Here is a 14772-nt window from a genome sequence, read left to right on the forward strand (position 1 = left end):
TCATGAACGCATCTCATCATTCCGCTTCCGCTACCCAGACCCGCACGAAGAAGCTGCCGCCGCTGCGAGTGGGAGTCGGCGGCCCGGTTGGCTCGGGCAAGACCACGCTGCTCGAAATGCTGTGCAAGGCGATGCGCGACCAGTACGACCTCGTCGCGATCACGAACGACATCTATACAAAAGAGGATCAGCGTCTGCTGACCGTCGCGGGCGCGCTGCCGGCCGAGCGCATCATGGGCGTCGAGACGGGTGGCTGCCCGCACACAGCGATCCGCGAGGACGCATCGATCAACCTCGAAGCGGTCGACCGCATGCTCACGCGTTTTCCGGATGCGGACATCGTGTTCATCGAATCGGGCGGCGACAATCTCGCGGCGACCTTCAGCCCGGAGCTGTCGGACCTGACCATCTACGTGATCGACGTCGCGGGTGGCGAGAAGATTCCGCGCAAGGGCGGACCTGGGATCACGAAGTCGGATCTGCTCGTGATCAACAAGACCGATCTCGCGCCGCTGGTGGGCGCGAACCTCGATGTGATGGCATCCGATGCGAAGAAGATGCGCGGCGAGCGGCCGTTTGTGATGTGTAATCTGAAGGTGCTCGAAGGTCTTGATGACGTGGTGAAGTTTATTGAAAAGAAGGGTTTGTTGAAGGTATGAGCAAGTGACGCTTCACTCGCCAGGATGGCATTCGCACTTCTTCGCTGAGCGCGCGGGTCCCTGCGCCGAAAACCCAGTTGAGCTCTAAAAAGCACAACAGAGTCGGGCGTCCCTTTTTTGCTAACCGCGGCACCACAGTCACCCCTACTCCGGCAACAACGCCGCCAACACATCCACCGTCCTCGCCGTCGCCCCGCGATGCCTCGCCGCAAACGCGGCAGCCGCACCGCCCATCGCGAGCCGCCGCGACTTGTCGCCGAACAGCTCGCGCAGCGCGCGCGCCAGATCGGCCGGGTCCTGCACCTGCACGGCGGCACCGGCCGCGACCGCATCGGCGGTGGCTTGCGTGAAGTTGAACACGTGCGGCCCGATCAGCACCGGCACGCCGACCGCGCACGCTTCGATCAGGTTCTGTCCGCCAAGCGGCAACAGACTGCCGCCGATAAACGCAAGATCCGACGCCGCGTAGTAAGCGCCCAACTCGCCCATCGAATCGCCGAGCAGCACGTTCACGTCGCGAGGCAGCGGCGCCACGCCATCGTCAGCGGTGCGCGCCGCCGACGCGACCTTCGCATCGGGCGCCCAACTCGATCGGCGTTCGAGCCGCAACCCCGCTTTCTCGACGAGCGCCGCGACTTCATTGAAGCGCTGCGGATGACGCGGCACCAGAATCAGCAGCGCATCGTCGATGCCGAGCGCCGCGAACGCCTCGAGCACGAGCGCTTCTTCGCCCTCGCGCGTGCTCGCCGCGACCCACACGGGCCGCGTGCCGATCGCCGCGCGCCATGCGTGGCCGCGTGCCGCGAGTTCGGGCGGCGTGCTCATGTCGAACTTCAGATTGCCGAGCACCGCGACATTGCGCGCGCCGAGCGAGGTCAACCGCTCGGCATCGGACGGACTCTGCGCGAGCACGCGCGCGAAGCCGCCGAACACGTCCTTCGTCGCGCCGCCGAATTTCGCCGCGCGCTTGAACGAACGCGCCGACATCCGTGCGTTGGTCAGCACGAGCGGCACGTCGGCGCGACGGCACTCGTCGATCAAGGTCGGCCACACCTCGGTTTCCATCACGAGACCGAGCGACGGCCGCCACACGCGCAAGAAGCGCCGTACCGCATGCGGCATGTCGTACGGTAGATAACTGCGCAACACGCGGTCGCCGAAAATCTCGATGCCTGTCGCACGGCCGCTCGGCGTCATGTGCGTAAGCAGAATGCGCGCGTCGGGGCGCGCATTCATCAGCGCATCGATCAGCGGCTGCGCGGCGCGCGTCTCGCCGACCGACACCGCATGCACCCAGATCAACGGCGCGCTGTCTTCTGGCAAGCGCCCGCGCGAATAACCGAAGCGCTCGCCGATATGCTCGCGATAACCGCGCTCCTTGCGCGAACGGATCAACAGACGCAGCACCGCAAGCGGCGCGATGAGCCACCAGAGCGCGCGATAGATCGCCCTTAGCATCGGCGCCCCGCGCGATTCGGAAAGCGCAGCGCGCTCACGCGCGCGATGCGGGCCGGCATCTGCCCGGCCCTTGAATCGACCGCCGCGCTCAAACCAGCGCCCTGCCCTTCAGGCGCTCGAGAATGCCGAGCGGCGCGCATTCCGGCTGCGCCATCGCCTTCACCGGCAGGAAGAAAGTCTGCTCCAGCATGAACTGGCCGGACATCACCGCATGCGAGGTCTGATCCGAGAAACACACCCACACGCTGCCCGGTGGAAACGGCATGGTTTGTTGCGGGCTCGTCTTCTGATAGTCGAGGTCGGCCTTCATGCCATCGTGCAGACTGAGCATCAGATGATCGTATTCGCTGCGCAGCGATTTGGTCACATGCAGCAGGTTCAGCAGCCACGCGGAGCCCGGCATCTGCGGCTTGATACGCGGCAGGAAGCGCCGCGCCATGTCCTCGAACGGCTCGCCGACGCGCCATACGCGCGGCACGCCATGCGGATTGACGTTGGTGAACACGCGCAGGATGCGCTCGCCGTAATTCGGCCGCGACGGAAACGCGTCGACGTGCAGACGGCTATCGTCCTTGCGCCACGAGGTTTCGCGTGTCTCGACCTGATGCAGCCGCAGGCTCGTCGGCGCGACGCGCAGCTTGCCGCTGTACTCGGGAAAGAGCCCGTCGACGAGCGTGCGCGCATTCGCCTGATAACGCGCGATCAACGCGCGCACCGCCGACTGCGTGACCGCATCGCCGGCCACGCCATGCAGCGCGCCGCCGTTCGGTTCGAGGCTGATGTTCTTGCGGTTCGGATCGGCGAGCGCCGGGTCGAGCAGCGCCTGCTCGCCGCCGTCGATCGCGAAGCGCAGGTTCGGGAAGTACAGCACCTTGCCGCGCTCGACGCCGGCGAGCAGCGTCTCGCGCGGCACGGACAGGTTGCAGCCGTGCCAGTCGGCGTTCGCTACTTCGATGATCTGGGATTCGTTCATGATCGCCCTTTGGAACGGAGGGTGCGCAAGGCGAAGCGCACCGACAGGTTGCAGCAGGTGCTGATGCCTGCCGGCCCGGGTTACAACAGCCCGAAGCCGGCAAGCGCCGACTTCACCTGCTGCAGCGTAGGCGGCTGCCCCGCCGCACCGAGATTGACGACGTTCGGCGACCAGTAGCCGCCGGTGCGCCACGCGGTCGAGAAATTGTACAACTCGAGCGTGGGCCGCTTCAGCGCCGCCGCGATATGGACCAGACCTGTGTCGACCCCGACCGTCGCGGCCGCGCCATCGATCAGCCCCACCACCGCCGGCAGCGACAGCTTCGGCGGCACGATCGCGGCCGCGCCGAGCTCCTTCGCGAGCCGCTCGCTGGTCGCGCGCTCGGCGTCGCTGCCCCACGGCAGCACGATCGACGCGCCGCGCCGCACCAGCGCTTGCCCGAGTTCGATCCACGCGGTATCGGGCCACTGCTTGTCGGCGCGCGAAGTCGCGTGCACGAACACCACGTACGGCACCGGCAGATTCAGATTCGCCTGCGACAGCGCGAGCGCGGCGCGGCCCGTGTCGAGGCCGAAGTCGATGTCGTCGGTGGGTTGCGGCGGCGGATCGTTCAGCGCCGCGGCCACCAGTTGACGCGTGCGTTCGACCACGTGCGTGCGCGGCGCGATCGGCACGCGCCGCCCGTAGAAAAAGCGCACCGGCCATTCGTAGCCGGCGCCGTCGGTACGGTTGCCGAGGCCGACGAGCGGTCCGCGCGCCATGTTCGCGAGCCACGCGGTCTTGATGAGCCCCTGGCAGTCGATCACCAGATCGTAGTGCTCGGCGGCGAGCGCGCGGCGAAACGCGCCGATCTCGCGCCAGTTGTCGACGGACAGGATGCGCTTGCGCCAGCGCCGCAGCGACACCGGAATCGCGCGCCGCACACCGCTCACGAGTTCCACGAGCCCGACGAAGCTTTCCTCGACGAGCCAGTCGATCTGCGCGTCGGGATGACGGCGCCGGATGTCGGCGATCACGGGCATGTTGTGAACGACGTCGCCCAGCGACGACACCCTCACGATCAGTATCTTTTGCGCGCTCAAGAGTGGGAAAACCGGCTATCCGGCATCGAAGATGCGTTGAAAGGACCGCAATTCTAGCGCGCCGTCCATGAAAGAAATGAAAAACGCGGCGCGGTAAGGCAACCCGCGCCGCGTTCGGTAGCGGCGACGCTTCGAGCCGTCTTAACGAACTTCGAAGCGCCGCACCGCATCAGCCGTTAGAACGGCAGTTTCGCATCGGCCTTCTCCGCGAGAATCACGCGGCGGAAGTCGTCCTGGATGCGTTTGAGCGCCGCGTCGTTGTCGGCCTCGAAACGCATCACCACGACCGGCGTCGTGTTCGACGAACGCGCGAGGCCGAAGCCGTCCGGATACTCGACGCGCAGGCCGTCGATCTTCACGACGTTGTCCGCGCCGGTGAACTTCGCGTTCTGCTGCATACGCGCGATCAGCTCGAAGTTCTCGCCTTCCTCGAGTTTCAGTTGCAGCTCGGGCGTGGAGTGCGAGTTCGGCAGCGAGTTCAGCAGCTTGCTCGGGTCGGCGACACGCGTGAGGATCTCGAGCAGCCGCGCTCCCGTGTACAGGCCGTCGTCGAAACCATACCAGCGGTCCTTGAAGAACACGTGGCCGCTCATTTCGCCAGCCAGCGGCGCGCCGGTTTCGCGCAGCTTCGCCTTCACGAGCGAGTGGCCGGTCTTCCACATCAGCGGCTCGCCGCCCTTGTCCTTGACCCACTTCGCGAGATTGCGCGTGCACTTCACGTCGTAGATGATCTGCGCGCCCTTGTTGCGCGACAGCACTTCTTCGGCGAACAGCATCAGCTGACGGTCCGGGTAGATGATCTGGCCGTCTTTGGTGACGACGCCGAGGCGGTCGCCGTCGCCGTCGAACGCGAAGCCGATTTCCGCATCCGTTTCCTTCAGCGCGCGAATCACGTCTTCGAGGTTCTCCGGGTGCGCCGGGTCCGGGTGGTGATTCGGGAAGTTGCCGTCGATTTCGGTGAACAGTTCGACGAGTTCGCAGCCGAGCTTCCTGAACAGCTTCGGTGCGAGCCCACCGGCCACGCCGTTGCCGGTATCGACGACGATCTTGATCGGACGCGCGAGCTTCACGTCGCTCGCGATGCGCTCGAGATACGCGTCGGCGATGTCGTACTCCGTGTAGCTGCCGCTGCCGTCGGCGAAGTTCTCGTCGACGATGCGCTGATGCAGCGCGAGGATCTGCTCGCCGTAAATGGCCGCGCCGCGCAGCACCATCTTGAAGCCGTTGTAGTCCGGCGGATTATGGCTACCCGTCACGACGATGCACGAGTCGACGCGCCGCTCGCCGCCCGCCAGTTTCAACGGTACGCTCGCCGCGAAGTAGCCGACCGGCGTGGGCACCATACCCACGTTCACGACATCGACGCCGGCCGCACGCAGGCCGTCGGACAGCGCTCCGATCAGCTCGGGGCCCGACAGGCGTCCGTCGCGCGCGACCACGACCGCATCGCCGCCCTGCGCGCGCACTTCGCTTCCGAATGCGCGACCGATGGAACGCGCGGCGTCGGCGTCGAGCGTCTTGCCAATGACGCCACGAATGTCATACGCCTTGAAAATGGATTTGGAGATCATGTTGGCTCACTTGCGTGCAATGGAAAATTTTGACCTGCGGACCGACCTCGACCGGTAACAATCGCCGGCAAAAACGCGGTAAAAATTCGCGTTAAAAACCACGGTAATACTCGCGTTAAAAACACGTGTTACCGCGCCTCGGTGCGCCCTTGCCGGAAGCGGTCCGGTTCCAACTTATAATTGCGCTTTTCTGACCAGCCTGAATACCGCCATTCTAATGCTTAGACGCCCTCCTTTTGTAAAGTTGCCATGGCTGCCGGCCGGGCGGGCGAATGCGCATAGCGCCGCATGCATGGCCGTACGAGGCGGCTTGACCGACGCGCAGCGGCGAGCGGCCAACGGATGCTGACACTCAAGCGCTTCGCCAATCCCGACGTCACCCGAGCGTTTACGAACATCGTCTGGCTGGGTCTCGAACGGCTCACGCAGATCGGCGTCGCAATCGTGATCAGCGGCATGCTCGCGCGTTACTTCGGGCCCGAAACCTTCGGCAAATGGCAGTACGCGAATACGCTGCTGCTGGTGCTGTCGCCGATCACCTGGGTCTGCGGCGCGGAAATCCTCGTACCGACCATCGTCAACCGGCCGCCCGAACAACTCGGCACCGTCCTCGGCAGCGCGTTCGCGTTGCGCTTTTCCGTCTCGGCCGTTGCGCTGCTGCTTACGTGGCTCGGCATTGCGCTGCACTTCTTCGAACCGCTCGTCGGTGCGATGCTCGCCGGCCTCGCGGTGACGATGCTGTTTCGCGAGCCGTTCGTCGGCGTGATCAACGCGTGGCTGCAAAGCATGACCTACAGCAAGCCGCAATTGCTGACCAGCATGAGCACCGCGGTGATCAAGGCGGGTCTCGTCTATCTGCTGGTGCGCGCGACGGCCGCGCCCGCGCGTTTCGGCTGGCTGTGGGCGCTCGAATCGGCGGCGATCGGCGCGGTGCTGCTGCTCTACTTCATGCGCCGGCATGGCGGCAAGCTGGGCTGGCATGTCGAACGTTCGCTCTTCAAGCACTTCGCGAGCGCGGGCACCGTGTTCTGGCTCGGGCTGATCTGTATGTATCTGTTTCTGAAACTGGACCGGCTGATGCTCGAGCGCGCGATTTCGTTCGCCGACCTCGGACGCTACTCGGCCGCCCAGCAGTTGAATGAAAACTGGATCACGCTCGCGCTGATGCTCGCGCAAACCATTGCGCCCGCATTCGTCTACCGCGTGCAAGGCATCGCGCAACTGCGCCGCAACATGTGGCGGCTCACCGCGCTGACCGCCGTGCTGATGGTGTGCGGCGCGTTCGTGCTCGATCTGCTCGCGGGTTTCATCATCCGCCGTGTGTTCGGGCCGGACTTCGAAGGCGCGATCGAAATCTTCCGCTGGGCCGTGTGGCTGTCGGTGCCCGCCGGCGTCGAGGCGATCGGCAATCTGGTCGTGCTCAAATATCAGGCCAAGTTCGTGTTGCTCGCCAAGTGGCTGCTCGCGCTCGCCGTCGCGTTCGCGGTCAATCTGCTGGCGATCCCGCGGCTCGGCGCGTATGGCGCGCTCGTCGGCCTCGCGGCCGGCTATCTGGCGGCCGTCTCGGTCAATCTTTATTACATCCGTTTCAAATTGCGCCCATGACGAATTCATCCGCCACCGCGCAAACCACGCTCGACGACGTCGCGGTGCTGATACCCGCCTATAACGGCCAGGCGGACGTCGATTCTACGCTCGCGTCGTTCGAAGAAAGTGCGCTGGTGCACGTACTGATCGTCGATGACGGCAGCACGCCGCCGATCGTCGCGCCCACGCTGCCGAACCTGAAGATCGAAGTGCTGCGCATGGCGCAGAACGGCGGCATCGAGCGTGCGCTGCGAACCGGCATCGACGCGCTCGCGCAGCGCGGCTTTCGCTATGCGGCGCGCATCGACGCGGGCGATCGCGCGGTGCCACAGCGGCTCGCGAAGCAGCGCGCGTTCATGGAAGCGCATCCGAACGTGGCGGGCCTCGGCATGTGGACCCAGGTCGTCACGCGCGCGGGCGAGCCGCTTTTCATGCTGACGCCGCCGGCCGAGCCGAACGTGATCCGGCGCCAGCGCTTTTTCCGCTCGTGCCTCGCGCATCCGTCGATGATGCTGCGTATCGATGCCGTCCGCACAGTCGGCAGCTACCGCGCCGCGTATCGTTCGGCGGAGGACCTCGATCTGTTCGTTCGTCTGATGGAACGCTACGACTGCGCGAATCTGCCGGAACTCGGCCTTTTCTATGAGCTGAACGAAGGCGGCATCAGCGCGACGAAACGGCGCCGGCAGATCGGTTCGACGCTACGTTTGCAGTTGCGCTACTTCAACGTGGCCAATCCGTACGACTGGTTGGGCCTCGCGAAGAATCTGTTGCATCTGATGCTGCCTTATCGCACGTTGCAGCGGGTCAAGCGCGCGCTGCTCACGCCGCGCGCGAGCCGTTGAGTCGCGCCGCGTGTGAGCGCTGTCGCTGTCGCTGTCGTTGCCGCTGTCGCTTCATTCGCTGAGGTTCGCGCCGCATCGTAGGGCGCTGTATTCGTATCAATGGTCCACACTTCATTCAACGCCCGGCATTTCTTCGCATGAAGCCCTCTTTCAAGTCGACGCCCGCGCTACGCATTACACTCGTTTGCAACACGGCCTGGGCAATCTATACCTATCGGCAAGGGCTGATCCGCACGCTGATCGGGCGCGGCGTCGACGTGACGGTGCTCGCGCCGCGCGACCGCACGTTCGAGTTGCTCGCCGCGATGGGCTGCCGTTGCATCGAGCTGCCGATGGCGTCGAAAGGCACGAGTCCGGGCGAAGATCTGCGCACGCTCGTCGCGCTGTATCGGCAGTACAGAACCATCCGTCCGCATGTCGTGTTTCACTACACGATCAAGCCGAACATCTACGGCTCGATCGCCGCGAAGCTGGCTGGCGTGCAGTCGGTGGCGGTCACCACCGGGCTCGGCTACGTGTTCATCCAGCACAGCCGCGCCGCGCAGATCGCCAAAAGGCTGTATCGTTTTGCGTTCCGCTTTCCGCGTGAAGTGTGGTTCCTGAATCGCGACGATCAGGCCGCGTTCATCGACGGCAAGCTGCTCGTGCATCCGGAGCGCGCGCGGCTGTTGCACGGCGAGGGCGTCGATCTCGAGCAGTTCGCGTTCACGCCGCTGCGCGAGCGCGCGGAGTTTCGCTTCCTGCTGATCGGGCGGCTGCTGTGGGACAAAGGCGTCGGCGAATACGTCGAGGCCGCGCGGCAATTGCGCGCGCGCTACCGCCACGCGCGCTTTCAGCTGCTCGGCCCGGTCGGCGTCGACAATCCGAGCGCGATCACGCGCGACGAAGTCGCCGCGTGGGAACAGGAAGGCGTGATCGAATATCTGGGCGAGGCGCACGACGTGCGGCCGTTCATCGCGGACGCCGATTGCGTGGTGCTGCCGTCGTATCGCGAAGGCGTGCCGCGCACGCTGATGGAAGCGTCGGCGATGGGCCGGCCGATCGTCGCGACCGACGTGCCCGGCTGCCGCGAAGTAGTGGCCGACGGCGTCAACGGCTTGCTGTGCGAAGTGCGCAATGCGCAGAGCCTCGCCGCGAGTCTCGCGCGCATGCTCGACATGAGCGGCGCGGAGCGTCGCGCGATGGCGGAACGCGGCCGGCAGAAAGTCGCAACCGAATTCGACGAACGCATGGTCGTCGAAACCTATAAAGACCTGGTGCAAAAAATCACGGGTGTTTTACTTTAATGGGAGCAACAGCATGACCACGAAGGGCACGATTCTGGTAACGGGCGGCGCGGGGTTCATCGGCTCGCACACCTGCGTCGAACTGCTGAACGGCGGCTACGACGTCGCGGTGATCGACAACCTCGTGAACAGCAAGCGCGAAGCGGTGCGGCGCGTCGAGAAAATCACCGGCCGTGCGGTGAGCTTCTACGACGACGACGCGCGCGACGCAGCCGCGCTGCAGCGGATTTTCGATGCGCATCCGATCACCGGCGCGATTCATTTCGCGGCGCTGAAAGCGGTCGGCGAGTCGGTCGCGAAGCCGATAGAGTACTACGCGAACAACGTCGGCAGCCTGCTGACGCTACTCGGCGTGATGCGCGATCGCAACGTCAAGCAGTTCGTGTTCAGTTCGTCGGCAACGGTATACGGTGTGCCGAAGAGCTCGCCTATCGACGAATCGTTCCCGCTGTCGGCGACGAATCCGTATGGTCAATCGAAGCTGATCGCCGAGCAGATCCTGCGCGATCTCGAAGTGTCGGACCCGTCGTGGCGCATCGCGACGCTGCGCTACTTCAATCCGGTCGGCGCGCATGAAAGTGGCCTGATCGGCGAAGATCCGGCAGGCATTCCGAACAACCTGATGCCGTACGTCGCACAGGTCGCGGTCGGCAAGCTCGACAAGCTGCGCGTGTTCGGCGGCGACTACGAGACGCCCGACGGCACCGGCGTGCGTGACTACATCCACGTGGTCGATCTCGCGCGCGGGCATCTCGCCGCGCTCGATGCGCTCGTCGAGCGCGATGCGAGCTTCGTCGTCAATCTCGGCACGGGCCAGGGCTATAGCGTGCTCGACGTGGTGCGCTCGTTCGAGAAGGCGTCGGGGCGGCCGGTGCCGTACGAGATCGTCGCGCGCCGCCCGGGCGACGTCGCGCAGTGTTTCGCGGACCCGAGCGCGGCCGAGAAAATCATCGGCTGGCGCGCGCAGTTCGGCATCGAGCGCATGTGCGCGGACCACTGGCGCTGGCAGTCCACAAATCCGCAGGGGTTTGCATAAAGCGCTTCGGCACCAGCGCATCCCGTTAAAAAAACGGCGGCGTCATTCGTGTAGCGCGGATGCCGCCGCCGTTTGCTTTGGCGCTCACCTCGTCAGAACGGTGAGCGCCGTGGCTGCTGAACGCGTTACGCCGTTGCCCCTTCCAGCTGGAACACCGCGACCGCATCACGCAACGCCATCGCATGCTCTTCCAGCGACTTCGCCGCGGCCGCCGCCTGCTCGACGAGAGCCGCGTTGTGCTGCGTGACCTCGTCGATCTGCGACACCGCCTTGTTGACCTGCTCGATACCGTCGCTCTGTTCGAGCGCCGACGCCTCGATCTCGCTCATCACGCCGGTCACGCGCTCGACGGCCGTCAGCGCTTCCTGAATCGTCTTCTGCGCATCCGACACCAGCGAGGCACCCTCCTCGACCTTTGCCGCCGACTCGCCGATCAGCTCCTTGATCTCCTTGGCCGCCGCGCCCGAGCGCTGCGCGAGGCTGCGCACTTCCGAGGCGACCACCGCGAAGCCGCGTCCCTGCTCGCCCGCGCGCGCCGCTTCGACGGCCGCGTTCAACGCGAGAATGTTGGTCTGGAACGCGATCCCCTCGATCATGCCGATGATCTCCGTGACCTTGCGCGATGACTGGCTGATGCCGTCCATCGTCTCCGTCACGCGCGACACCACCTTGCCGCCGCGCGAGACCGTATCGAGCGCGCCGTGCGCGAGGCGGTTCGCCTGCTTGGCGTTGTCGGCGTTCTGTTTCACGGTCGCCGACAGCTGCTCCATGCTCGCCGCGGTCTGCTGCAGCGCGGCCGCCTGCTGCTCGGTGCGCGCCGACAGATCGGCATTGCCCGAGGCGATCTCGTTCGCGCCCTGTGTGATCGCGCTCGTGCTGCCGCGCACCTTGCCGACCGTTTCGACGAGGCCGTCGCGCATCCGCGTCAGCGCGCCGAGGAGCTGGCCCATCTCGTTGCGCGATTTCACCTTGATCGCGCCGCTCAGGTCGCCGGCCGCGATGCGCTCGAAGTGCTTGACCGTCGCGTTGACCGGCTTGATCAGCGCCGACGACAACGCGACGCGCGCGCCCACCGCAATCACGAGCGCGATCACCGCGATCGCGCCGAACAGCACTGTCGCGAGCTGGAAGCGTCGCGCGCCGGTCGCGGCCTGCTGATGCTGATTGTCCATCTGCGCTTTTTCGAGCGCGTCGATCGCTTTCGAGTACGACGCGTACAGGCTGTTCGCCGTGTCGCCCTGGATGTTGCGGAAGGTGTTGAAGTCGAAATCGGTCAACGCCTTGAATTCCGGCTCGATCGCCTTGTCGACGAGCGCCGCGCGCGCGTCGCCGACGCTCTGCGCGAGCTTGCGCTCGGCGTCGCTCTCGAACGGGCCGGCCATGTAGTTGCGGAAGTCGTGGTTAGATTCGAGCAGCACCTTGTGCGCGGCCGGCAGCAGATCGTCGGTCTGCTTGCCGACGCTGAACAAGGTCTGATAGGTGCCCAATGCGAGCTGCACCTGCAGAAGCTTCTCGGAACTCGCCTTCAGATGCGACAGCGCGACCGCACTGCGCTGCGTGTCGTCGAGGCTGTCGTTGGCGAGCTTCAGCGCGCCGTAGCCGACAGCGATCACCGTCAAAAGGAAGGCGACGAATACGCTGATCACGAGCGTCAGTCCGCCACGAATTGTGATGTTATTTAGCATTGGGTCTCCGGAACGCCTTTGTTGCGCGCGACTTACACTTCGTCGCATCCAGGTTTACGGTTGCGGCGCGCGCGCGCCGCATAGGGGGAATCCATGAGGAGCGAGCGCTCACGGGCCTGTGCGGGCCGCTTCGGTCTCGCTATCTGGGATTTTTTGCTGGCCTGGATGAAAGCTTCGCGCCCGTGCCGCGCGCCGGCCGCCGCACGTTTCGTTTGTATAATTCCGCGTCTTCGCTCAGGCCCACTTTCATGCTTAGTTTCGCGCTCGGCTTTCTCGTCTCTCTGCTGATCACGCTGTTGATCGTGCGCTATGCGCATCTGCATGAAAAGTTCTCGACCGACACCGATCTGGCCGGCGTCCAGAAATTCCACGTGCGTCCGGTGCCGCGCATCGGCGGGATCGGGATTCTGGTGGGGCTGATCGTCTCCGCGGTGCAATTGCATCGCGCGTATCCGGCCGTATCGGGCAGCATTCTTGGGCTGGTCGCGTGCGGCATGCCGGCGTTCGGCTCGGGGCTCGTCGAGGATCTGACCAAGCGCGTGTCGCCGCTCGCACGCCTCATCTGCACGATGGCGGCCGCCGCGCTCGCCTGGTTCTTTCTCGACATCGCGGTCACGCGCATCAGCGTGCCGCCGCTCGACTTTCTGCTGTCATATGCGGCGATCTCGTTCGTGGTCACGGTGCTGGCGGTCGCGGCGCTCGCCAACGCGATCAATATCATCGACGGCTTCAACGGCCTCGCGTCGATGGTCGCGTTCATGATGTTCGCGTCGCTCGCGTATGTGGCGTTCCAGGTGCACGACCCGGTCGTGCTGTCCGCGTCGTTCATGATGATGGGCGCGGTGCTCGGCTTCTTCATCTGGAACTTCCCGGCCGGGCTGATTTTTCTCGGCGACGGCGGTGCTTACTTCATCGGCTTCATGCTCGCCGAGCTGTCGATCCTGCTCGTGATGCGCAATCGCGACGTATCCGCGTGGTATCCGGTGCTGCTCTTCATGTACCCGATCTTCGAGACCTGCTTCTCGATCTACCGCAAGAAGTTCATTCGCGGCATGTCGCCGGGCATTCCGGATGGCGTGCATCTGCATATGCTGGTCTACAAGCGGCTGATGCGCTGGGCGGTCGGCGCGCGCACCGCGCGCGAGCTGACGCGCCGCAACTCGCTGACCTCGCCGTATCTGTGGCTGCTGTGCCTGATCGCGGTCGTGCCGGCGACGCTGTTCTGGCGGCACACGCTGCATCTGTTCTGCTTCGTCGTGGTGTTCGCGGCGACTTATGTGTGGCTTTACGTGAGCATCGTGCGGTTCAAGTCGCCGAGATGGATGGTGGTGAGGAAGGGGAAGCGGTGAGCGAAATTCATCAATGCACGGGATAAAAAAAGCCCCGTCGTCGGGGCTTTCGTCTACTTCGTGCGATACCACCGCCATAGCTTCATGATCGCCACATACGGCAGCGCCGCCGCGATCAGTTCAATCGTCACCCACACCACGAAATACAAATCTTCGGGATCGCGGACACCAAGCCAACGCGAAGCACCAAACCATGCGCGCGACTCGCTTTCTGTCCACTCATAATGGTACGGACGGACATAGAGCAGAGAGAGATAGCACAGGCCGATAAACAGGGCGACCTTGAACACCCTACGGGCAAGTGTTGCCATATGTGATGACCTCAATTGTTCCGTAGGCGAGAAGGCCCGAACTGCGCGCGGGGATTTTGACCGTGTGCAGCAGCGCGTTGCGGATTCTCATGAAATCGCTATGGCTCGGCAGCGTGATGCAGCCAAGCGAAATCCCGCGTCCGCCTGCCGGATGCAAACGGAACTGCCCGCGTTTGACGCCATTAATCCACGTCACATCATCGATCGTCCCATCATCACGATACAGCGCGAACCACTCACCGTGATTCAATGGGTGACCCATTGCTGCATTCCACTCATCTTTTGCCGATGCAAACATCTGAGAACGGATGCCGCCCGTGGGGCGGTCCACGATCCAGTATTTACCGGCAGGGAGCGGCCCATCATTAGGTACCATCGTGCAGCCGCCCCGATTGCGGTATTGATTGTTGCCTGAATACGCCTTGAATGTGCTGATGCCAGAAATGGTGAGCGGTGATAGTGGCTCGTTATTCACGAAAAATTTGCCCGTGTGGGCCATGTGTCACGCCTCCTGATTGCGCTGGCTGTAGGTCATTGCGTCCTGCATAGATTCCTCCCGTTGGTGAACCTTGACCGTAAGCGCGCGTGCCGCTGGCGCGCTACAGGTCGATTCCGGAATTGCCGCCTCTTTCGCCTGGACAAAAAAAAGCGCCACAGGGGCGCGCAATACCTTTGCATCACAGAAAAAGAGCCAACAGGGCCGCCACCTCAGCGGGAATGACATACCGGGCGGCGACGGTTCAATGCTAGGTGTATGTGCTGGGCGCAGGCTTCAGACGACTCCGAAAAGCCGGGGCGTGCGCGATGTTCGTCAAACTCTCCTGGGAAAAAAAAGTTCGTCGCGGATTTCCGGGGAGACCTATTGCAGATAGGCTGTAGTCGCCCAATAGCGGGCATTGAGTGTCTAGGAGATCCGGGGCGATTCACTGG

At 64.3% G+C, this 14772-nt stretch carries 13 protein-coding genes; 6 read left to right on the forward strand and 7 right to left on the reverse strand.

Annotation, left to right across the window (positions count from 1 at the left end):
- Positions 1 to 2 precede the first annotated feature (2 nt).
- On the forward strand, positions 3 to 659 hold the full coding sequence (ureG, locus tag OKW44_RS23770) for an urease accessory protein UreG (RefSeq protein ID WP_018419644.1): 657 nt from the start codon (positions 3 to 5) through the stop codon (positions 657 to 659).
- A 144-nt stretch (positions 660 to 803) separates the two neighbouring features.
- Here ureG and waaA read toward each other — a convergent pair whose 3' ends face one another.
- From waaA to OKW44_RS23790, 4 genes are all read right to left on the reverse strand, one after another.
- Complete coding sequence (waaA, locus tag OKW44_RS23775; RefSeq protein ID WP_018419643.1) at positions 804 to 2117, reverse strand: lipid IV(A) 3-deoxy-D-manno-octulosonic acid transferase; 1314 nt, start codon at positions 2115 to 2117, stop codon at positions 804 to 806.
- 88 nt (positions 2118 to 2205) lie between these two features.
- Positions 2206 to 3090, reverse strand: coding sequence for a Kdo hydroxylase KdoO (gene kdoO / locus OKW44_RS23780; RefSeq protein ID WP_018419642.1), 885 nt, complete (start codon positions 3088 to 3090; stop codon positions 2206 to 2208).
- 80 nt (positions 3091 to 3170) lie between these two features.
- A complete protein-coding gene (gene waaC / locus OKW44_RS23785) occupies positions 3171 to 4172 on the reverse strand; it encodes a lipopolysaccharide heptosyltransferase I (protein WP_018419641.1) in 1002 nt (333 codons plus the stop codon).
- 176 nt (positions 4173 to 4348) lie between these two features.
- A complete protein-coding gene (locus OKW44_RS23790; protein ID WP_018419640.1) occupies positions 4349 to 5743 on the reverse strand; it encodes a phosphomannomutase/phosphoglucomutase in 1395 nt (464 codons plus the stop codon).
- 342 nt (positions 5744 to 6085) lie between these two features.
- On the opposite strand from OKW44_RS23790, the gene OKW44_RS23795 reads away from it, so the two are divergent.
- From OKW44_RS23795 to galE, 4 genes are all read left to right on the forward strand, one after another.
- Positions 6086 to 7348, forward strand: a complete 1263-nt coding sequence (locus OKW44_RS23795; RefSeq protein WP_018419639.1) for an oligosaccharide flippase family protein — start codon at positions 6086 to 6088, stop codon at positions 7346 to 7348.
- Positions 7345 to 8175 (forward strand): glycosyltransferase, encoded by an 831-nt coding sequence (locus tag OKW44_RS23800; protein ID WP_018419638.1) that lies wholly within the window; start codon positions 7345 to 7347, stop codon positions 8173 to 8175. The genes OKW44_RS23795 and OKW44_RS23800 overlap by 4 nt, the downstream gene beginning before the upstream one ends.
- A gap of 137 nt (positions 8176 to 8312) precedes the next feature.
- Positions 8313 to 9461: a glycosyltransferase family 4 protein gene (locus tag OKW44_RS23805; RefSeq protein WP_018419637.1), complete on the forward strand. Its 1149-nt coding sequence runs from the start codon at positions 8313 to 8315 to the stop codon at positions 9459 to 9461.
- Positions 9462 to 9474: 13 nt separating this feature from the next.
- Positions 9475 to 10497, forward strand: coding sequence for a UDP-glucose 4-epimerase GalE (gene galE, locus OKW44_RS23810; protein ID WP_018419636.1), 1023 nt, complete (start codon positions 9475 to 9477; stop codon positions 10495 to 10497).
- 125 nt (positions 10498 to 10622) lie between these two features.
- Here the strand turns inward: galE and OKW44_RS23815 are convergent, their stop codons facing one another.
- Positions 10623 to 12182 (reverse strand): methyl-accepting chemotaxis protein, encoded by a 1560-nt coding sequence (locus OKW44_RS23815; RefSeq protein WP_018419635.1) that lies wholly within the window; start codon positions 12180 to 12182, stop codon positions 10623 to 10625.
- 248 nt (positions 12183 to 12430) lie between these two features.
- On the opposite strand from OKW44_RS23815, the gene OKW44_RS23820 reads away from it, so the two are divergent.
- Positions 12431 to 13531 (forward strand): MraY family glycosyltransferase, encoded by a 1101-nt coding sequence (locus OKW44_RS23820; protein ID WP_018419634.1) that lies wholly within the window; start codon positions 12431 to 12433, stop codon positions 13529 to 13531.
- Between the two features lie 53 nt (positions 13532 to 13584).
- Here the strand turns inward: OKW44_RS23820 and OKW44_RS23825 are convergent, their stop codons facing one another.
- Positions 13585 to 13842, reverse strand: a complete 258-nt coding sequence (locus OKW44_RS23825; RefSeq protein WP_026225636.1) for a hypothetical protein — start codon at positions 13840 to 13842, stop codon at positions 13585 to 13587.
- A complete protein-coding gene (locus OKW44_RS23830) occupies positions 13823 to 14341 on the reverse strand; it encodes a DUF2778 domain-containing protein (RefSeq protein ID WP_026225635.1) in 519 nt (172 codons plus the stop codon). Before OKW44_RS23830 ends, OKW44_RS23825 begins: the two co-directional genes overlap by 20 nt.
- Between the last annotated feature and the right edge of the window lie 431 nt (positions 14342 to 14772).

It is taken from the genome of Paraburkholderia lebeckiae (assembly GCF_050436325.1).
Taxonomy (GTDB): domain Bacteria; phylum Pseudomonadota; class Gammaproteobacteria; order Burkholderiales; family Burkholderiaceae; genus Paraburkholderia; species Paraburkholderia tuberum.

Coding starts and splice junctions, on each gene's coding strand:
- ureG (WP_018419644.1), top strand. CDS start 3: ATGAACGCATCTCATCATTCCGCTTCCGCTACCCAGACCCGCACGAAG.
- waaA (WP_018419643.1), bottom strand. CDS start 2,117: ATGCTAAGGGCGATCTATCGCGCGCTCTGGTGGCTCATCGCGCCGCTT.
- kdoO (WP_018419642.1), bottom strand. CDS start 3,090: ATGAACGAATCCCAGATCATCGAAGTAGCGAACGCCGACTGGCACGGC.
- OKW44_RS23790 (WP_018419640.1), bottom strand. CDS start 5,743: ATGATCTCCAAATCCATTTTCAAGGCGTATGACATTCGTGGCGTCATT.
- OKW44_RS23795 (WP_018419639.1), top strand. CDS start 6,086: ATGCTGACACTCAAGCGCTTCGCCAATCCCGACGTCACCCGAGCGTTT.
- OKW44_RS23800 (WP_018419638.1), top strand. CDS start 7,345: ATGACGAATTCATCCGCCACCGCGCAAACCACGCTCGACGACGTCGCG.
- OKW44_RS23805 (WP_018419637.1), top strand. CDS start 8,313: ATGAAGCCCTCTTTCAAGTCGACGCCCGCGCTACGCATTACACTCGTT.
- galE (WP_018419636.1), top strand. CDS start 9,475: ATGACCACGAAGGGCACGATTCTGGTAACGGGCGGCGCGGGGTTCATC.
- OKW44_RS23815 (WP_018419635.1), bottom strand. CDS start 12,182: ATGCTAAATAACATCACAATTCGTGGCGGACTGACGCTCGTGATCAGC.
- OKW44_RS23820 (WP_018419634.1), top strand. CDS start 12,431: ATGCTTAGTTTCGCGCTCGGCTTTCTCGTCTCTCTGCTGATCACGCTG.
- OKW44_RS23825 (WP_026225636.1), bottom strand. CDS start 13,842: ATGGCAACACTTGCCCGTAGGGTGTTCAAGGTCGCCCTGTTTATCGGC.
- OKW44_RS23830 (WP_026225635.1), bottom strand. CDS start 14,341: ATGGCCCACACGGGCAAATTTTTCGTGAATAACGAGCCACTATCACCG.